Raw genomic sequence first — 19,382 nt, forward strand, 5'->3', positions numbered from 1 at the left:
TGGCACTATCGACACCGACTAGACATTAAGGCTTTTGACTAAAAAAACGAAAATAATTGAAAATTGACTTTTTAGAATATCCTAAGACAATAAAAATATTGCTAGCAATCTATGTTTTAGGTTTTGCCATTGGGACAACTACTCATGTATTGGACTTGTTAAATCATGGCTTAATACTTAATAAAAATGTGCCTACGTGGAAAAACATATATTGGGTATCGTTAACTTTCTTAGATTTTTTAGCTATTATCTTAATTTTAAGAAGTATTGTTCCAGCTTTAATAATTTCTAATTTAATCATTGTTTCAGACGTACTAATAAATACAAACGGGTTGACATTTGAAAGATTTGGCAATTCTGATGATTATAAAATAGTTTTACAAATAATCTTTGGACTTTATATATTATCAACGACTCCAATAATTTTACGACTGCATACCAAGGACAGAAAAAGCCACAGCACACAACATCAGGTTTTATGAAAGCGATGGAATACAAAAGGAAAGACATACCTACAAGTGAAATCCCCTCTGCTAACCACGGGTGTAAAAAATTGCGGGTGAAGTGCTCTAAATATGTCCATCACTTTTTATTAAGTTAGTGCGGGCAGACAAGTTCTTGCAAAAAAAAAACGCAAATTCTTACACTGCCAATGGTTAATTACACACCAATTAAAAACCTCACAATTCCCTCGTTTGTCGATAGGAGCTTTACTTAAGAAATAAGTGAAGTCATGTGACTGTATAATCTCTCCAACGTTCTTTTTTATTAATGGATTATCATAAACTCATTCCATTTATCAAATCACTTTTTGTGTTTTTGATAATGAGTATTTGATAATTTGAATTCTTTTTAATTATACATTTTTAAGTTCGCTTTCTATAACTATATGCAAGATTACCCGTAGCAAGGTCTACACATTTTTTTTTACTAAATCGGCAATTAAAGCCAAATCAGACAAGAAAAAGTTCGAGATTTGTGCACTAGTGACCACAAACGAAAATAGCCGTTTTTCGATAAGAAGAACGGCTATTTTCGTTTCTAAACGTATTATTTACTTAGAATCAAACTTGGATTAAAAGAGCGATGTCTTTTTTTATTCTTTACTAATCTTTATATCCGAAAAGTATCCTTCTGTACCAACATCTACCCAGAGTCCAATAGCACCACCTTTGTTGTCTCCCAGTTTGAGGTCATTAACAACTAATGAAGCATGATTCTCGCCATTTAGAAACAATTTTGCCCGATGTCCTTTTATTTCTATTTTCATTGTGATCCATTCATTCAACGTCATGTCGGCATAGGATTCATATTGACCTAGTGCAATTTTCCTGCTATGGTCAAACTTAAAATCAGGAAATGAAAAGTATTGAATGGAATGGTTTCTATTGAGTTGGTTTTCCGATCTTCCATTCGTAGGGCGCAAATAAATACCCTCAAATTTTGAGTTGTTTTTATTGATATGGAATGTTACTCCTATGAAACCTCTGGCAAATTCCGGGGCATCCTTTAGGAGCCTACTTAGCACCTTAAGCTCTATTGTGCCATTTGTGAAATCATGTTCAGTTAGTTTAACAAATGTAGGTTCGTCAAACTTTTTTACCGTAACGTCTTTTACCACTTTTACAACTGCCTTACCATCTAAACTATCAACGGACATTAAAACATTAACTGCTTCAAGATGACTTTTATTAAAAGTAATCTGCTGAGCAGACAAATTTTTGGAAGCAATTGATAGCAGGCTCAATAAAATCAGGTTGATCTTCATGTCTTTTCTATTTAAAAAAAGCTTTTGATTAGGTAAGCGATTAAATACGAGTCTTTGCCTCACTAATAGTAACGGTTTTCCCTAGTGCACCAAATTCGTGCAGATCGCCAAAAACTTCAATTCTAATAGATTGGTCAAGTCCGCCAATGCGGAGTGGTTCGAAACCATTATCCTTAATCAATTGTTCTACAGTTTCATTTATATTCTGGTCATCATTGGCATAAAATAGAACAGATCTTTCTGGCGATTGGTAAGCCGCTGCGGTTAGCGAACCCGCACCAAGCGTGCCCAGCGCTTTCACTAGTTTTGCATTTTGACCGAGAGCAACTCTATTTATTTCTCCTGCCGATTCGTTGGTGCCAATAATTTTTTTGAAACCACCTTTATCGTCCGGTGCAATAGGGTTAGAAGGATCAATGATGATTTTTCCTTCCAGATCAGATGCATAATGGTTTACAAATTCTGCAATTGTCTCAAATGGTATGGCCAATACAAGAATATCCGCATTTTTAACAGCGGTAGGTATATCGCTTGGCTTAGATGTGACTCCCCAATTTGCAGCAAGTTCTTTAGCTTTTGCCAGATTTCTATCAGCCACGATAAATTCGCGATTTGATTTGGAAAGATTGGCAGCAACTGCCTGTCCGATATTTCCTAGGCCAATGATGGCTACTTTTGATGATGTTGTCATAACTATTTTCTTTAGTGTTTTTATAATTATTTGATAACACAAAGTTGCATAGGAATGGAGGAATGTTCCAATGAACTACATCAAGAAATAGTCTTGATCTGGTTTAAGAATTCACCTTAACCTGCTTGTTTCGCAAGCGGCTTAAAAACTCTGCAGTAATGCCTAAAAAGGCGGCTATTTGAGTTTGTGACAGCCGATTGGTAAGCTGTGGATAGGTTTGGATAAATGATAAATACCTGTCTTCGGCCGTTGAACTGATGTTTTGCAACAATCTTTTTTGTAGTGCAACAAAACTGTTCTCCATTAAAACTCTAAAAATACGGTCAAATTTTGGCTGATGAGTGTAAAGCTTAATTAGGTTGTCATAACTAATCTGCAATACCATAGTGTCCTCCAGAGCATCAATATCCAATTCTGAAGCTGTTCTTTCATGAAAACTGCCAATGTCCATCAGCCAGGAGTTTTCTGGGGCAAACTGCAGGATGTGCGTATTGCCTTTCTCATCAATCTTATACAAACGTAAGCAACCGCGCACTACGAAATTGAATTGGGAGCAAACGTCGCCCTGCTGTAAAATATATTGTCTTTTTCTGTATAATCGTGGCTTAAAAAGCTCAGTAACCAAGGTCGTCTCCTCCTTATTCAAGCGGATTAAATGATTGAAATAATGGAGCAATGGTGTTATAGAGGCTTGTATCAAATCATCATTCATAAGCATTTCCGGTTTACTACAATATCAAAGTTAAAACTTCTAACTGATACATTCAGTATACCATACTAAACTGGGCAGTCAGGATCATAAGGAAGATGAATACAGATAAAACCACTGCCCAACAGAGAAAGAATTACATCTTCCACATGGAAGGAATTTCCTTCAACTCTGAGTATCTTATCCTCATCCTCAAGATCTAATGAAATCCGAAACGCAGGATATACGTACAACAGCTGGCTAATCACATTCATTGCAGCTGCAGGATGTTTAACATTTGTTTTGAAAATTGCGACCATGATTGTTTCGTATTAAGCGTTCTAATTCTTCTTTCCCAGGATAGAAAAAGGATTAAATGAAATACCTATGTTAAAGTAGAATGTAGGATCTGGTGTGACTTTGTAAACAGGATCGGTAAATGAATCCTCCTTTTTAAATATTCTCCCAGAAGGCGTGTATTTCATTCCGCTTTTTGCCGTTAGCATAAAGTGTCTGCCAATTGCATGCTCATAGGTCAGCCCAGAATTGATGTCCATTTGCCCATACTCATATTTTTGGTTAGTGCCGTCCAGGCGATACAGGTAAAATGCAGTTCTGTCCAATTCAGATCCGAATGAAATTCTCCCATTGTGGTTAAAAACAAATTTCCTCAGATACACGCTTCGGGGAAGTACAATATCCGCTATCAGCCCATTCTTGAATTTATGTTCATAAGAGAATGTCGGGACAAATGGGGTCGGAGCACTGGGGTCAATACTGATCAGCAAACCAGCTGTCATTTTTGTACGTTGGTTTGCTTTCAATACCATAGTTCCTGTAAATATTCCCTTTACCCTTTCAAAATGCTTGTCGCTCCCATCAACTATGACACTGGAACTATAGACCATCCGTTTTCCAAACAAAGACGAAAAGTAGGTCAGATTCAGCGATGAAAATAAATAATGGAAATCATTGCTGGAAGCAATGTTTGATGCCCCAGTCTGACCAATTTCCGCATCTGTTGAAGTTAACCTGTATCCGAGCGTAGTTCCGAAAAGCCAGGTCTTGCGTTTAATCAGGTTGATATTGGCACTCACCTTAACCTGTTGAAACCGGTTGATCCTGCTTTCAGGCAAGCGGTTTCCATCTTTCTCTGACTTGAAGTTGAATGGTGCACTTTGGGTAAACTCAATATTTAATGGACGTGTTATTGCAAATTTGTCAGCAGCAAAAGTAGCCACTCTTTTAGGAAAGTTCAGGCTATCCCGCTTGCCTTTGGGGATCGTATCTTGAGTCTGAGAAAAGCCGCTGATTGCCAGCGTGAGCATACTCAATGTTACCAGGGTTCTTTTAATCCTATACATAAGTTATCTTAAAATTTTGATTGGATTGGGTAAATCCGGATGCAAAGAAATACTGAATGCAAACACACTTTTTTGTTATTATACCAGACCCGCTGATTAATATACCAGATCCCCTCAACGCCATACCAAACCATAAAACTGAATTTGGTATATTACATAGACCATTTGGTATAATTTCACAAAGCGGGCCAGCGCATAGTCTTACCTTTGCTGCAATAGAAAATTAAATGAAAGCAGATCTGGAACTTAAGAATACAAACCTATTACAGGTAATGGTCAATGACCGGTACCGGATATTGCGACATGCAGTACTGTTACTCGCCAGTCTGGTGGTGATTTCTTGTTCCAGCTGGCAGTCTGAATATTCCGGACTTTTTAAATATTACAGGTTGCTATGTGTTTATGGAGTACTGATTGCCATGTGTTACATCAATATGTATATATTGGTTCCCGTTTTCTTTTTTACCGGCAAGTACTTGTTTTATCTGGCTCTTCTTTCGATCCTGGTATTACTTAGTCTGACTTTTTTATCCAGCTTATTTGACGCTTATCTGATGCCAGAAGGAAAGAATTATATGGAACATGATAAAGGTTTGGTAGAGGGCTTTTTTATAACAATATCTATCATACTGATCACCACAATGATCAAACTATTTCAAAGGTGGACCAGAGACAATGAAAGGATTGCCGAGTTGAAAAATATTACCTTGCGAATGGAACTCAACGAGCTAAGAAATCAAATCAATCCGCATTTTCTTTTCAATATGCTCAATGGCATAAAGGCATTAGTGCGCAGTGATCCTGAGAAAGCTAATCTTGTCATTATGAATCTTTCAGAGTTCTTAAGATACCAGATTTATGAGAATAATGAAGAGAAAACACCGCTAAAATCTGAGATCAGTTTTTTATCGAATTTCCTGAATCTGGAGATGCTCAGGAGAGACAAGCTTTCCATTGACATTAGCGCTCCTGACAACATAGGGATCTTAAACGGTATCTTTTTACCGCCTAATTTGTTTACCACTTTCGTTGAAAATGCCGTTAAACATAGTGTGGATGTTAGTGGTGCTGAGCCTTTTATACGGATCAAATTTTTAATCGTTGATAGCCAGCTTCATTTCTTCTGTATAAACTCCAAAGATCCGTTGTTTACCCCTAACGATCAAAAGAATAGTGGCCTGGGACTTGCAAACATTAAACGAAGACTAGAACTGCTCTATCAGGAGAATTATTCTTTAACCATAAATTCCACAGAAAACCAATTTTTAATTCTATTAAAATTGCCCTTATGAACTGTATCATTGTAGATGATGAACCTCTGGCCAGAGCTGAAATGGAAGCACTGATTAATGAAGTATCTTCTGCCAAAATATTGGGTACTTTTTCAAACGCCTGGACGGCCCTTGATTTTCTGAAATCCAATAAGGTCGATTTAGTTTTTTTGGATATCGAAATGCCCATGGTTACCGGACTTGATTTTGCTGCACAATTGTCTGCATCAGCATTGGTTATCTTCACAACAGCCTACCCACAATATGCCTTAAAAAGTTACGAGCTGGATGCCATTGATTACCTGTTGAAACCCATAGACAAATGGAGGCTGGATAAAGCGATCAAAAAAGTCGAATCCTACCTAAAGTTATTGTCAGATAGCCCTGAAAAGAATACTCTTGAAGGTAATACAGCGGACTTCCTGCTGATCAAATCAGACAGAAGGTTTCACAGGATCAAATTTGAGGACATCAGATTTATTGAAGGATTAAAAGACTATGTTGTAATCCACCTGTCTGGTCAAAAGCTCATTACTGCTATGAACTTGAAAACCTTTCACCAAAAAATTCCTCAGGAGATCTTTCTGCGGGTAAGCAAATCCTATGTGGTGAACAAGAATCACATAGAATCTTTCGACCACCATACCATTTATATGGGCACAAATGAACTGCCTTTAGGAGAGGTTTACAAAAAAGATTTTTTTACGATATACTCTGGCGGCTCAATCTCCCCTGAAATCTGAAATAAATCAGGGGAACCATCTATACAAGGGTAAACAAAATTCAATTGTCGAGTGAATTGGCAATTAAATGTAAATCGTACAGGAAAATACATTCCATATCATGATCCCTATGAGCGCCTCTCTTTTGGTATGGTCGTGTAAATGCGGTTTGGATGCCAGACAAAAGAGGGAGTCCGATTAAAAAAACTGGGCTAGAGCGCTGGGCAAAACCTCTAATTTCAACAATTGGAGAAGAGATTGCGTTGCTTTTACTTAACCGGTCTGCGAAAAAAGAAGTTATTTCATCCTTATCCAGAAAAACACAAGCCGGTTACCGAAGGGTAACGGACCTGTGTTTTTGTAGTTGCTTCATTGTGGTCTGCTCGCCTTGTTAATTTGAAATTGACCTTGCCTCAATGATCATAAAATGTCCAGTACGCGCTTTGATCAACCATTTTCCATCGCGGTGCACATAGTTGTCATCATATCTTACACTATAGTCGGTAAGTACATCTTTCCCTTCTGTTTCCCTGATCATTTTGATCTGTGTAAAAGAAACACCTGTTGCTGTATCTCCCTTAAGTGCAACTGTATGTTGTCCGTTCAGGGTAAAATAGGTTTTCACCTGGGAAGCATGTCCCCTGAATTCTTTTTCCAAGGTATCGGTACCTAATGTATTGGCTAACAACTGGCCGTTCATGTAGACTTTATAGTTGGCATCTTTGGTGAACAGGTTCATCTGTTCGGAAATTTTTCTTTCATCTCCAAGGATGGCATATGCATCGATTAAATCCCTTAGTTCTTGTCTGGTGTTCAAATTTTCTAATGTCATGTCTTTTGTAATTAAGTGAAATGTTCTTGTTGACAGCAAAATTAGGGTATATTTGCTAACCTTTTATTAGTCGTTACCTAAAGGTTAGTTACTTATTGTTTTGAACTTCAAATTATGGCAGCAAAGAAATTGATACCCGGAGCGGGCAAGGGATTTACCGAAGAATGCACCAAGGTGTTGCTTGCGGTGAGCGATGCATTGTATGTGATCGGGGGGAAGTGGAAATTGATGATTATCATTGCGATGGCAAGGGGCAACAGCAGGTTTACCGAATTGCAAAGGCAGGTGACAGGGATTTCAGCCAGGGTACTTTCCAGTGAACTGAAGGAACTGGAAGCCAATGGTTTTATCATCAAAAAGGTAACTGCAGGATATCCGGTAACGATCGAATATGAACTTTTGCCTTATAGCCAGACGCTAGAGGAATTAGTAGAGGCGATGACCAGGTGGGGCATGCAACATAGAGAAAAGATCAAGAACGAAAGACTCATAGGAGATTCTGTTGTTAAACCGTAAAAGGACCATATCAGGTTTGAAATCGGTTCCTTACTCATTTCGGCAGACTGCATGTCAGCAGGAGTACACCCCGTTACGGTATCAAAATATTTTAACCGATATTTTGGTATGGGGTTTGGCAAATACCGGCGACAGCTGAAAGTGGAAAGAGCGATACATCTGATTGCAACTGGCAATGTGTCCTTAACAGAGGTGGGGTATGCATCTACAGGATGTTAGAATGTGATAAAACCAGAGGCTTTTTCATCATTCTAACATAAAGTTGCTAAAAGGATCCGTATGAATTACACAAGCAAGCCGTTTGCGCTTTGAAAAAGCCGGCTCTTGGGCAGATTTAATGGTCTATTTTACCTGTTTTTGCGGTTTTAGTCATATTTGGAATGAAAACCAAATAGTCGTAACCTTTGATAATTCTTTGCAGCTCCAAATCATCTACTTTAAGCTTCTTTTTAGAGATTGCTTGCTTCAAAGGGCTTAAATCAAAGGCATACCAATTGTCGTCTTTTACGACCGTTAAGAAAGATTTATATTGACCTAAATCAGCCAATGTTTCACCTTCTTGCTTTCCGAAGACCATAATGTGTAATGACTTCCGGTAATTTGCCTCTTCAATATTGGAAACCAGGTTGCCAATATCGAATACTTCCATTAAACTCTCTCCTTTAGGCATGTGATTAGCACCATATTTGAAAAGATTCTTCTTGTCTTTCCATTCAGGGAGTTTTTCAAGAACCAGGTGTTTCAGGTATTGAATTCTTAAACGATGAATTCGATTTAAATAGAGTTCCCTGCTTAATTTTAGTGCTTCAAGCTGCGCTTTCTCGTTGGGTGATAAATTCAGCGCGCTCAATGTGTTCATTTTTGCCAGACAATCCTCAGAGAACAAATAGAAAGTGGTGTTGTTTTTTGTGTCATAAGCAGCGGAATTAGCGATCATCTGCTTATAAATTTCTTTTGCTTTAGCATTTTTGGATTGTTCACGCAATTCCGAAAGCAGTAACCGGTCTGAAAATAAACTGATCTGCTCAGCCCCATATAGTTTGATATGCTGCTGAACTATGTTTTTGAATAAATCAAACTCAGCCTCACCTTGTAAAAAAGACAAAGCTGAACCTGATTCATTACGGAATTTATCCAGTTCAGTAGGGGATAAGGATTTAATTTTTGTTGATATTGTGTTGATTGTATATGGATCAATTTCCAGAATATAGTTGTCGAACTTAATATTATTGACAATCGCGTTTGTGAAGTAAGGGACTTCATTGGTGAAATGTAGCTCCCCCAATAACACAGAATTGTTTTTGCTGATTTCATCCAGCAGGGTAATCCAACCTTTACCTTCGAAAGCGTTGTTATTGTTTTTTTTAAAGGTGGAGTAGTTTTTTTGGATTAAACTATCCATTAATGTGGTTTGTGCGTAACTGAAATTGGCAATAAAAAGGATTAGAATTAGTAGTTTGATTTTCTTCATTTATTTTTTCTGGAAAGATACAATAAATTGAATTTATCACTCTGAGGATTCAATAATACACCTCGAGACATTCCTTTCCCTAAAAGATCCTCAACTTACGATCCATTACTGCGGTCTCAAACAGTGCATACCCTTGGTGTTTGTGTGTAAAAAAATGATCTGCATTCTTTTCCAAAGGCCCATCTCGGCTGAATAGTTCGAAGCTGCTATAAAGTCTTACTTTTACAATATGCGATAATCTGATCGTGAATTATCGCATTTGCTTTTGTAAGTTTCCTTGAATGGGGAAAATAGTTAGAAATTACCTATCGTCAGTATTCTATAAGGTTTTGATTAAAGTAGTATCAATTGCTAATGCAAGCTTTTCATCTACTTTAAATTCACCTGCATACTGAAGCCAATTATTAATTGATGATTGAACCTCATCGATTATCTGTTCAGGTTTTCTAATAGAGTTTTGTTTAGCAACAGCCAGAAGATCTTCTCTTGTTATGTTTGCCCGTTTGCCATTTATGCCGAGGTTATGTTGGCTCACCCATTCGCTGTCTGGTCGGTAAGCAAAACAAATATCATATGCAGGAGCTAAAGTCCATTTGCCATCTGGATGCATTAGAAAAGCAAAATTTTTAGTGTGATCATCACAGTTTTTAGCGAGAACGTTAAAAACCATTCTTCGGAACATTTGTTCGGCTTCCACATAAGTCAGCTTCAGTAGGCGCATAGTCTGAAATAGTTGTTCATAGCTATAACTTAGTATCTGATTAAAATCGTAATGAGCTATTGCACACAAGGTTTGTGCATGCAATTTTTGGTTACCACCAATTCTGTCGAATCGTTTTGTCATAAAGTGGGCACGACCTTCTTCTTCAATTAGTCGTGATTCCATCATTTCCAGTCCTGCTGAAGTTGCCATTCGGTAATAGGCCATTTCTACTCTTCCATAGCCATGACTTGCACCAAACTGTGTGTCATTTACTCCGTCAAATTTCAGAAGCCAGTGTTCAAAATCTTTAGACAATGTTTGTCCTGATCTTATTTTCCCAGTTTTTTCATTATATGCAATGATCGCCTTAGGACGGGCACCACCAGCAGAAGTTCCCATTTTTAGAACTTCAAGCAATACGTCCCTCATATCGTAATCAGTATGGATCCGAAATGCTTCTTTATTGTTCAAAAGCTTTTGGGTGGTTTCAATTAAGCTAGAGAGTTCTAATGTGTGCATTTTTGTTTTTGGCGCAGTGGAAGGCTCAAACTCCAGAGCTCCCATTCCTCTTGAACCAATAAAACAAAGTAGTTCTACCGGATTCAATGACCCTTCAGGTCTTCCGTTCTGTGCCAACCAAATATTAATCAAATCGGTTCCATACCTGTCAGGAAGCGCATCTGCCAGTAGCCCTGGTAAGCCTCTAAAAGTTGGAATGTCTCTGAGTTCTGGGAACGAAAAAATTCGATTTTCCAGAGGCATCTTAATAGGAGAGATTGCTAATTGAGATTGCAGAAATTTCGAATCATATTCGAAAAATGCAATTTGTTGCTGCTCTTCCCAGGCAACTGCGCCTACCAGTTCACCCCATAATTTCACATATGCAGTTCTTACCATCCTAAATCTTCGTTTTTTGGGTTATTCTTAGCTCGCAATACTCGTTTACGCTTTTTTTGTTCTTCTTTTGCCAGTAGCATTGGGCTGATTTGTGGTTCTGTTCTGAACCGTTCCAATACATATAAAGTATCCAAAATTCTCAAAATTTTTATTAAGTTAACTAAAGATATGCTATCTCCTCGTTCTATAAGGCTTAATGTAGATCTGCTGATCGCTGCATTATCCGCAAGTGAATTCTGATTTATATTTTTTTCAATCCTTTTTTCTTTAATAAACTGACCGATTTGCTTTAATATAGCAATGTCACTATTACTATGTATGTATGAAATATCATTCATAATGATTGATTTTAATGATTAATGTATGAAATATCATTCAAATATATGAAAAATATAGTTTATAAAATAATGAATGATATTTCATACATTACAGGTGTTTATTGTTTATTTTGAATGAAATATCATGCAAATTTCAGAAATTACATGACAATAGTGGCAGCATAGATATGTCATTAAAAAACTAGGCTATTTTTTAAAATGTGTGGACTTCTTTGAAATAGCAAATACTATTGCTGATGTATTTGGCATTTTGAAATAAACGTATTCTTTAGATTCTTCATCATTAATCCGGTAGCGGTATCGTTACCCCCTTAACTTTCCTGTTGATTTTTATTTTTAAGATTACTTAACAATAAGTTTGTGAAAAATGTAAGTTTATGATAGCTTCATCACTTATTTAAATATTGTATATGAAAATCGTAATACTAGACGGATATACACTGAATCCAGGGGACCTGAGCTGGGAGGGGTTAAAACAATTCGGTGAAGTAACTCTGTACGAGCGCACCCCGGTAGATAAAGTTGTTGAACGTTCAAAAGGGGCGGATGTCCTATTCACCAATAAAACACCGGTAAACGCAGCAGCATTAAACAGTCTTCCGGACTTAAAATACATTGGAGTCCTGGCCACCGGTTATAATGTAGTGGATACCGCAGTGGCCAGGGAAAAAGGGATAACAGTAAGTAATGTACCAGGTTATGGCACACCATCTGTAGTACAACTGACCTTTGGCCTTTTACTGGAACTTTGCCTGCGTGTGCAACGCCACAGTGATGCAGTGACCTCCGGCCGCTGGGCTTCCGCCGCTGACTTTTGCTTCTGGGACTATCCGTTAGTTGAACTCACAGGAAAAACAATAGGGATTATCGGATTTGGCGATATAGGCAGACAGGTTTCTGATGTAGCCACTGCATTTGGGATGAAAGTTATCGGAACAAGCCGGAACCGGACAGATCAGTCTCATCGCAGTAATTTTAAGTGGGCAGAAATCCCCGAACTGCTGGAACAGTCAGATGTGGTCAGTATCCATTGCCCTTTAACAGACCAAACCAAAGGACTGATCAATAAAGAGAACTTACAGCGAATGAAAAGCAGCGCTTTTCTTTTGAATACCTCAAGAGGCCCTATCATTATTGAAGAGGATCTTGCTGAAGCATTGAACAATAATAAAATTGCCGGAGCAGGCCTGGATGTGCTTTCTGTTGAACCACCTGCAAAAGACAACCCGCTTTTTGGTGCAAAAAACTGCATCATCACCCCACACATCGCCTGGGCAACAAAAGAAGCGAGAGCCAGGCTAATGGAGATTGCTGTCGGCAACCTGAGTGCCTATAAAAATGGAAGTCCTGTAAACGTAGTGAACCATTAAAGAAGACATGATGCATATCCTGATTTCCCCCAATGCTTTTAAACACGGTCTGAATGCCGAAGCAGCAGCGATTGCTATTGAGGAAGGTTTAAGACGAAGTAAGGCCAATGTGACCACTGAGTGTTTCCCGGTAGCAGATGGCGGGGATGGTACAGGAACCTTAATTATAAAAAAATGTAAAGGCACCTTGTTGGATGCAGCAGTACATGATGCACTGGGCAGACCAATAAATGCGGTATTTGGCCTGATCGACAATGGCACAACTGCCGTGATAGAAATGGCAGACGCATCAGGTATAAGATTACTTAAACCCGAAGAGCTTAACCCCTTGCGCAGCAATTCTTTCGGCACAGGAGAGATGATCAGAAAAGCACTTGACCAAGGGGTCAAAAAAATGATCATTGGCATGGGCGGCTCGGCTACTGTCGATGGCGGTACCGGTATTTTGCGTGCCCTTGGTATTCGTTTCTTAGGAGCCGACGGCAAGGAGGTGAGCGTCCTTCCTGAAGATCTTGGAAAATTAGTTAGGGTTGACCTATCCGCACTGGACCAAAGAATATTGAAATGTGAAGTGATTGTTTTGTGCGATGTAGACAATATGCTGTTAGGTGACCAAGGAGCTGCAGCTGTATTTGGCCCCCAGAAAGGTGCATCCCCCGAACAGGTGAAAAAATTGGACCAGGCACTCCACAAACTTTCGGCCCTGGCCTTACACCATACAGGGAGGGATATGGCTACAATAAAGTACGGAGGGACAGCAGGAGGGGCAGCTGCCGGCCTATATGCTTTTCTGAATGCCAGACTGGTCAATGGGATAGACCATTTTCTTTCACTTACAGATTTTAATTCGGCACTGGAGCGGGCAGATCTGGTCATTACCGGGGAAGGGAGTATTGATGAGCAAACCTTACAGGGAAAAGGACCTTTCGGCGTAGCCTACCATGCCAAACTCAAAGGACTGCCTGTGGTTGCCTTCGCGGGAAAGGTGCCACTGGAACCGAATGTGAATTTACAGGCGTATTTTGATGTATTGATGCCTATCGGTAACCAGCCCCAGGATCTGGCAACTGCGTTGGCATCTACCGCAGACAACCTTGCAAGAACAGCCGAAACATTGGGCAATATGCTGGTCTTGATGCAAGAGAAAAGATGTTGATGTCAAAGACAACAAGAACGATCTTATAGGAGTTTCTTATCTTTGTTATCCTGATCAGAACAATCAAGGTCTTTAATTTTCGGGTGTTTGCCCGCTCCAGTTGATCTGGTTAATGTCAGTATTCCCCAGAACAGCATCTTTGGGATAATTGGGTTCCTTTTCTGGCTAAATAAGGGCTAGAATGCGAATTCCAGTTTTTTTGAAACATATTGAGCTTCTCTTTTCCTTAAATCTAAATCGTGGCTAATCTGGTATTCTTTTTCTTTGTCTACCAACCGCAGTAAATCCACAGCTTTAATGAGTTCACCCGAATGAATTTCAAATCTGACGAAAATGTTCTCGTTTGGAACCCGATGTTCGTGAATATATTGGTTTAGTACGGTAGAATTTACATTAATCTCTTTGGCAAATTCATTTTGTTTTTTATTCTGCAACTGAAGATATTCCTGAAGGAAATAGCCGAACGTGAAATCAGCTTTATACGCTGAGTTATTGACATAATCTTCTAGTCGTTCCTTTAGCAGAAGAAGATTATTATAAAGCCTTTTATTATCAGACATTTCATTCCTGCGTTTGGCACGTGCTAAAGCAAGTTCATGATTAGCTGATTTTTGCTCTTCATTAGTCAGATCTGCGGGTAATACATAAGCATCTGCGATCTCTTCAGGGGTCAATTCAGTTAATATTTTCTTTACGCTCATGATAAATATTCTTTTATAATTTTGTGCAATGGGGCATCTTCCAGATACAGTTGCCTGCCGCCATCCAGCATGCCATATTTTTTAATGTAATGCGTTCTAATTTCTGTTTTGGGTATCAGGGATACACATGGAAATTCCCAGTTATAGTTCCTGATTGCCTCTTTACAGGCAAATGCAATTAGTGTGCCCGCAATCCTGTCAAATTTCTTTTTCTTGCCAGTGTTTTCAGTGGAACTGGCCAATAGGACGATTTCAATCCTTTCTTCTGGCTCAACGATGTTAAGGGCAATCAATCCTAAAACTTCACTGTCTAAACTCAGCTTAAAAATTTTATAAGTACCCTTTAGTTTTTTCCAATCAAATGCAAATTGTTTTTTTGTTATTTTTTTCCAATCCTGATCTTCCAGTTCTTTTATAAGAACGGAATGCTTTTCATTATTGGCCCTATGAACAACATACATAGTCAAATATAAGGAATCTTTGCAAAATCTGCAAAGATTTTGTTGTTTATTGCGAATAGGAAATAGCTTGTTTCCCAATCATATAGCTGAGTCCCTGATTCCTAACATGGTTTGTATCGAAGCATAAATGAAACAGGAAATGAATCCATTTCGCGACAGAACAAGACCGCCCTGACCTCATCCGAAAATGGAGAATGCATTGATTTATCTGGACATAAAGCCAATTAGCGGACCTTTCAGATGCCGCTAAAACAAGAAGCCCGGCACTGGATATGCCGGGCTTCCTTAATTTTAGAAAAGGTTATTGAAGCTTACTTCGCGTTTTTCTTTTCTGTAACTTCAGTACGGATCTCCTGAGCCAATACTTTTAAATCCTGCATTGCTTTACGAACTCTGGTACCAGCGGCGCCATTGTTTGCATTATAAAATTTTTCTACATCAGCTTCTACTGAGGCTACCAATTCTTTAAGTTTTGAAAATTTTTCCATGTTTTTTTTGAAAGTTAATTAATATAAATCTGCCTTTAAATGTACTTAGCAGGCGATAAACATAAAAAAAATCTTTTTTACTTGTATCACTAACTGAGAAAAAACTCAGCTATTTTCTATTAAAATGACAGTTTTTGGATGTTTTTCAGGAACAATTCAACGAAAAGCTCAGCATGGTGATGGGCATCATCAGCAAAATTGAGCCTGAAAATGTTTGGTCAACTCCAGCTTTTTTCGTATATTAAAAGTCACAATCAAAGGGGTTTAATGTGAACCGAAGAAGCCAGATTCCGCAGGCCTGATCACATCTTTTACTTAAAATTTTATCGTGATGAAGACTTTTGTGTATCTGGTATTTACCTGTTTTATTTCGACAGGATCGTTTATGTGTGGATTGAACAGCCCTAGCATATGGCCGGGTTATTTGATTGGTTTTGCGGTATGGATTTGGTTTGCCTGGAATTTTGATACCAGGCAAAAGAGAGCCAGGGAACGCAGAAGCAGGGAAAAGATGTTAAACATCCTGTTGAACAGGATATTAAAATCAAAGGATTGATGTTACTTCCTTTAGCAACTCCGGTAGTTAAGTAGAATCTGAGAAGATAATGCTATATTGTTTATCAGTAAACAGACTTTAGCACTGCTGCTTACACCGAATCTATGAGGTTATTTTTATTGATTTCCTTTATTGCCTTGCTGAGCGAGACTTTTGCCCAAAAGTACCAGTGTCTTATCGTTGCCGAATATAGGATTGATACCCCGCGTGTCGGTAACTATACCTATCTGGTTTCTTATAATTTCTCAGACGGGGAGTTGGTCTCAAAGGATACCATTATCGGGCATGTGGTATTTAAAAAAGAACCTTTAAGCCCTCCGGTCAGGTTTGATCTCGGAAGAAACTTCATCTATGGCAATCGGTACGTAGTTTCAGCTGCTGGCAACGTAATCGACCTGCACAAAAAAATATTTGTTACTGAAACTGCAGATGATTTTATCGAAGGACGTGGTGATACCCTTGTTTTTTACCGTGACAATGCATATACAGGAAGAGGGTATTTGCACCTGAATTTAAAGGCAGGTACCTATAAATTTGTCGATACAGTCAGCAGACTGGAAAGAGACCGGGTATTTTCTCCGAACAAGAAGCTCAGTCTGACCATCGATATGTCGTCACTTCCTTACAAAATCAACTTAAACAGCGCAGAAAACGGCAAACAAACCCTGGTACAGGATGCGGGTGCCGGACCCTTTGCCAATGGCTTTCAACGCCCGAAGATTACCACGTGCTGGTTAGATGACCATTCTTTTCTCTATACCAAATACAATCGCTTAAGTTGGCGTGATGAGTTATCACGCGTAGACGTACATCTGTATGATATCCGCCATAAAAAAGACACGGTAATTGCGGTACTGGATTCGGTTAAGTCCGGTTCCTTATATCCTAATGATACCTTTAAGAAGGACCGGATCGGACAATTGATTTACCACAACGGTCATCCCAAACGTTACCATCTGGTTGATACCCTCCACAAAAGGTTTTTGGAATACCCATACTATCGATTGGGCCATGATTTTTCTGTCGTAAATTTTAGCAGTGGTAGAAATGGTATGGAGTTACGGTATGGGGAAACCAGTTTGGGGACGCATTGGCTGGAAAGTTACCAGGTCACTAAGGGAATGATTGCAGGGGAATATAGTGGTCGGGGACTTGACATGAGTCATAAGCAGGGTATCAAAGTCTGGTCCTCAAAAACAAATAAATGGACGGAAATAGAAATACCATGGGTCTGTAGCGCCATTGGATGGGTTGAAAAGGATGTGCTCTTGAAGTGAGTTGCTTGCGATTTACCACCGCTTAAGCATTCCTGTAGCGCTAATGGAATGCTTAAGTTGAGGCATTTTTTTACCTGTTTCTGAGGCTTCTGTTGTTTCGAAGGCCCAGATCAAGCTTATTTTGGTCATTTGCCGATTGCTCCTTTATCCTGAATTCAAGGTATTCAATAGCCTTTTTGAGGTTATCAACACTTTTTTGAAAACCAGCACCCAACACTTCAGCTTCAGCGGGTTGGGATTTGCCTGTCAGCGATTTAATGCCCTGGTAGATCACATAGGATAAACCACCATCCAGTAAGAGCGATACCGCGAGTGCAATTCGATTGGCACGAAAAGGCGAAGTATCAATACCGGTGTAGCGAAAGGTAGCACCATCGGAAAGTTGTACCTCTTTACCCTTGCGGAATGATTCCCGTTGCTGATCGCTAAGAATCTCATTATTGACCAGTAGCGGCTCTTCGATTTTCCCGGTATCTGTCTTGACATATTCACGGGTTTCGGTATCATACTCAAAAAGATACTCACGCTCCTTTTTGTCCTCATCCTTTAGCTTTTTATAGACACCTGGGATTTGACCCTGCTCGAGCATTTCCGCTTCTGCATCGGTTAAATCAACAGGAAATACTGCCTGATGGTAAATGGGATGCGCCCGGAGCTCAAGCTTTCCTTTAGGGTTTCTTTCCACAGATATTTTGGCCTCCAATTCGCCTATTTTAACATTCTTGTCTTCAAGATTCTGGAGTCTGATTAAGTTGGTTCTTCTGCCAAATAGCAGGGCGAGTCTATTCTCATCGCTCATTAACAACTCGCCATTACGGGCAAGACCTATCTTTTCAAGCTCAGCCATGGGTAATTCTTCTTCTCTAAATATTTCTCTTCTCATTTGATTTAAATAGGGATCGGTTATCGCTTGATTTTAAAAGAGTCTGACTCCGCTTCCTGTTGGATGACCAGCGCTTTGCTGTTGTCTACTTTTACTTCAGGAGCTAAGAGGGGGTAGTTTTTAGCAACCAGCAGAGATTTATACAGGCCATCACTATGGGAAAGCCTGATCTGCTCACCCGAGTTCATGTCCTCAATCTTCACCTGTTTACCTTTAAGTATTTCGTTGACCCTGTAGCTGGTATTGTTGTAGCTGATCTCATCACCCTTGATCAGGAATTTAGATTCAGGCTTTTGTTCAGCCTGTTGTTTCAGTTCTATTTTTTGCTCGATGTCCAGCACAAAATCATAAATCTTCTGTGCATCTGCCGCTGCCTTCTGGAGCTCAGAAGGATCATCCTGGAGCACATTGATCCACTCTTCAACGTAAACCGCGTGCTGTTCAAAATAATGGCCAATACCAATTTCGGAACCAATCATCAGAGAAGCGATTTCCGCACGAAGTTCTTCCCTGGCATAATCAGGTGCGCCAAAGCCATTGGACAACTCACGATCCAGGCGTGACTGGTGGCCTGTCCAATGCCCCAACTCATGCAAGGCAGTGGCATAATACTCAGTTGCGGTCGGAAACTGGTGCCGGTGCGGTAAAGTGATCTGATCGGTTACATAATTGTAAAAAGCATAATTGCCACCATGTTTGAAATTCGGGTTGGTCGCATTTAAGATGGCCTCGGCGCGCTCGATGGGACTCCATTGCTGAGCAGCCAGCTTTTCGGCTTTTACCAGAGACAGGTCAGGAATGCCATTGATCTGCTCGGCATTGAATACCCAGGCGTTGGCGAGGATCGGTTTCTCCAATTTAGTTTCGGTATACCTGGTTTTACCATTTTCATCTTTCAGGGCTTTACCCTCTTCATCAAGTAAGGGTTTCCTATCGGTATGCTGAACGAAATTAATCAGGGTGGCTTTGGCACCCTTCTGTACCTGCCATTGGTTGAGGTTTGCCTGGCGCATCGTTAACCAGCGGGGGTCAGAGAATGGCTGCATCCCCAACCATAAGGCATTCAGACCACGGTAGTTTTTACCGGTTGTCGGATTGGCAGGAATCACAAAACCAGGATTGCTCTCATCAATCCAGGCTTTTTGAAAAACAGAGGTGCCCGCCTTGAGTTCAGCAATCAGCTTTTCGGCGATCTGTTCGTGTAGTGGCTTGAAGTTAGTCATAGGTGA

Annotated in this window: 22 protein-coding genes; 8 read left to right on the forward strand and 14 right to left on the reverse strand. The window is 39.5% G+C overall.

All coding sequences use genetic code 11. From position 1 onward, the window contains the following. Positions 1 to 56 precede the first annotated feature (56 nt). Complete coding sequence (locus tag HQN83_RS02235) at positions 57 to 482, forward strand: hypothetical protein (protein WP_173088165.1); 426 nt, start codon at positions 57 to 59, stop codon at positions 480 to 482. A 614-nt stretch (positions 483 to 1,096) separates the two neighbouring features. Here HQN83_RS02235 and HQN83_RS02240 read toward each other — a convergent pair. The 5 genes from HQN83_RS02240 to HQN83_RS02260 form a co-directional block, all read right to left on the reverse strand. Beyond that, entirely contained in the window at positions 1,097 to 1,768 is a 672-nt protein-coding gene (locus HQN83_RS02240) for a family 16 glycoside hydrolase (protein WP_173088167.1), read from the reverse strand. Between the two features lie 40 nt (positions 1,769 to 1,808). Beyond that, the gene (locus tag HQN83_RS02245) at positions 1,809 to 2,459 is read right to left on the reverse strand and encodes an NADPH-dependent F420 reductase (RefSeq protein WP_173088169.1); all 651 of its coding nucleotides are present in this window, start codon (positions 2,457 to 2,459) and stop codon (positions 1,809 to 1,811) included. A 103-nt stretch (positions 2,460 to 2,562) separates the two neighbouring features. Continuing rightward, positions 2,563 to 3,171 carry a Crp/Fnr family transcriptional regulator gene (locus HQN83_RS02250; protein ID WP_173088171.1) on the reverse strand — a complete coding sequence of 203 codons (609 nt, stop codon included), beginning with the start codon at positions 3,169 to 3,171 and terminating at the stop codon, positions 2,563 to 2,565. 65 nt (positions 3,172 to 3,236) lie between these two features. Continuing rightward, the gene (locus HQN83_RS02255; protein ID WP_173088173.1) at positions 3,237 to 3,467 is read right to left on the reverse strand and encodes a methyltransferase type 11; all 231 of its coding nucleotides are present in this window, start codon (positions 3,465 to 3,467) and stop codon (positions 3,237 to 3,239) included. 21 nt (positions 3,468 to 3,488) lie between these two features. After that, positions 3,489 to 4,511: a hypothetical protein gene (locus HQN83_RS02260; RefSeq protein WP_173088174.1), complete on the reverse strand. Its 1,023-nt coding sequence runs from the start codon at positions 4,509 to 4,511 to the stop codon at positions 3,489 to 3,491. A 227-nt stretch (positions 4,512 to 4,738) separates the two neighbouring features. On the opposite strand from HQN83_RS02260, the gene HQN83_RS02265 reads away from it, so the two are divergent. After that, entirely contained in the window at positions 4,739 to 5,803 is a 1,065-nt protein-coding gene (locus tag HQN83_RS02265; protein WP_173088176.1) for a sensor histidine kinase, read from the forward strand. Continuing rightward, positions 5,800 to 6,525: a LytR/AlgR family response regulator transcription factor gene (locus HQN83_RS02270; protein ID WP_173088178.1), complete on the forward strand. Its 726-nt coding sequence runs from the start codon at positions 5,800 to 5,802 to the stop codon at positions 6,523 to 6,525. Before HQN83_RS02265 ends, HQN83_RS02270 begins: the two co-directional genes overlap by 4 nt. A 370-nt stretch (positions 6,526 to 6,895) precedes the next feature. On the opposite strand, the gene HQN83_RS02275 is transcribed toward HQN83_RS02270, so the two are convergent. Then, entirely contained in the window at positions 6,896 to 7,336 is a 441-nt protein-coding gene (locus HQN83_RS02275; RefSeq protein ID WP_173088180.1) for a nuclear transport factor 2 family protein, read from the reverse strand. A gap of 114 nt (positions 7,337 to 7,450) precedes the next feature. Between HQN83_RS02275 and HQN83_RS02280 the strand changes: the two genes are divergently transcribed. Beyond that, positions 7,451 to 7,852 carry a winged helix-turn-helix transcriptional regulator gene (locus tag HQN83_RS02280; protein ID WP_173088182.1) on the forward strand — a complete coding sequence of 134 codons (402 nt, stop codon included), beginning with the start codon at positions 7,451 to 7,453 and terminating at the stop codon, positions 7,850 to 7,852. Between the two features lie 334 nt (positions 7,853 to 8,186). On the opposite strand, the gene HQN83_RS02290 is transcribed toward HQN83_RS02280, so the two are convergent. The 3 genes from HQN83_RS02290 to HQN83_RS02300 form a co-directional block, all read right to left on the reverse strand. Next, positions 8,187 to 9,323 (reverse strand): hypothetical protein, encoded by a 1,137-nt coding sequence (locus tag HQN83_RS02290; protein ID WP_173088186.1) that lies wholly within the window; start codon positions 9,321 to 9,323, stop codon positions 8,187 to 8,189. Positions 9,324 to 9,642: 319 nt separating this feature from the next. After that, positions 9,643 to 10,923: a type II toxin-antitoxin system HipA family toxin gene (locus HQN83_RS02295; RefSeq protein WP_173088188.1), complete on the reverse strand. Its 1,281-nt coding sequence runs from the start codon at positions 10,921 to 10,923 to the stop codon at positions 9,643 to 9,645. Beyond that, positions 10,917 to 11,261 (reverse strand): helix-turn-helix domain-containing protein, encoded by a 345-nt coding sequence (locus tag HQN83_RS02300; protein ID WP_173088190.1) that lies wholly within the window; start codon positions 11,259 to 11,261, stop codon positions 10,917 to 10,919. The genes HQN83_RS02295 and HQN83_RS02300 overlap by 7 nt, the downstream gene beginning before the upstream one ends. A gap of 410 nt (positions 11,262 to 11,671) precedes the next feature. On the opposite strand from HQN83_RS02300, the gene HQN83_RS02305 reads away from it, so the two are divergent. Next, on the forward strand, positions 11,672 to 12,631 hold the full coding sequence (locus HQN83_RS02305; RefSeq protein ID WP_173088192.1) for a D-2-hydroxyacid dehydrogenase: 960 nt from the start codon (positions 11,672 to 11,674) through the stop codon (positions 12,629 to 12,631). A gap of 7 nt (positions 12,632 to 12,638) precedes the next feature. Further along, entirely contained in the window at positions 12,639 to 13,787 is a 1,149-nt protein-coding gene (locus HQN83_RS02310; RefSeq protein ID WP_217277292.1) for a glycerate kinase, read from the forward strand. A 176-nt stretch (positions 13,788 to 13,963) separates the two neighbouring features. Here HQN83_RS02310 and HQN83_RS02315 read toward each other — a convergent pair whose 3' ends face one another. From HQN83_RS02315 to HQN83_RS02325, 3 genes are all read right to left on the reverse strand, one after another. Beyond that, positions 13,964 to 14,488, reverse strand: coding sequence for a hypothetical protein (locus HQN83_RS02315; protein ID WP_173088194.1), 525 nt, complete (start codon positions 14,486 to 14,488; stop codon positions 13,964 to 13,966). Then, a complete protein-coding gene (locus HQN83_RS02320; protein WP_173088196.1) occupies positions 14,485 to 14,949 on the reverse strand; it encodes an N-acetyltransferase in 465 nt (154 codons plus the stop codon). The genes HQN83_RS02315 and HQN83_RS02320 overlap by 4 nt, the downstream gene beginning before the upstream one ends. Positions 14,950 to 15,260: 311 nt before the next feature. Beyond that, on the reverse strand, positions 15,261 to 15,437 hold the full coding sequence (locus HQN83_RS02325; RefSeq protein ID WP_173088198.1) for a histone H1: 177 nt from the start codon (positions 15,435 to 15,437) through the stop codon (positions 15,261 to 15,263). Between the two features lie 331 nt (positions 15,438 to 15,768). Between HQN83_RS02325 and HQN83_RS02330 the strand changes: the two genes are divergently transcribed. Then, a complete protein-coding gene (locus HQN83_RS02330) occupies positions 15,769 to 15,993 on the forward strand; it encodes a hypothetical protein (protein ID WP_173088200.1) in 225 nt (74 codons plus the stop codon). Positions 15,994 to 16,097: 104 nt separating this feature from the next. Continuing rightward, positions 16,098 to 17,270 carry a hypothetical protein gene (locus HQN83_RS02335; protein WP_173088202.1) on the forward strand — a complete coding sequence of 391 codons (1,173 nt, stop codon included), beginning with the start codon at positions 16,098 to 16,100 and terminating at the stop codon, positions 17,268 to 17,270. A gap of 70 nt (positions 17,271 to 17,340) precedes the next feature. Here the strand turns inward: HQN83_RS02335 and HQN83_RS02340 are convergent, their stop codons facing one another. Together HQN83_RS02340 and HQN83_RS02345 are read right to left on the reverse strand one after the other, a co-directional pair. Beyond that, complete coding sequence (locus tag HQN83_RS02340; RefSeq protein ID WP_173088204.1) at positions 17,341 to 18,153, reverse strand: DUF4099 domain-containing protein; 813 nt, start codon at positions 18,151 to 18,153, stop codon at positions 17,341 to 17,343. 20 nt (positions 18,154 to 18,173) lie between these two features. Beyond that, on the reverse strand, positions 18,174 to 19,376 hold the full coding sequence (locus HQN83_RS02345; protein ID WP_173088206.1) for an ArdC family protein: 1,203 nt from the start codon (positions 19,374 to 19,376) through the stop codon (positions 18,174 to 18,176). Between the last annotated feature and the right edge of the window lie 6 nt (positions 19,377 to 19,382).

Source organism: Pedobacter foliorum (genome assembly GCF_013266735.1).
GTDB classification, from domain to species: Bacteria; Bacteroidota; Bacteroidia; order Sphingobacteriales; family Sphingobacteriaceae; genus Pedobacter; species Pedobacter foliorum.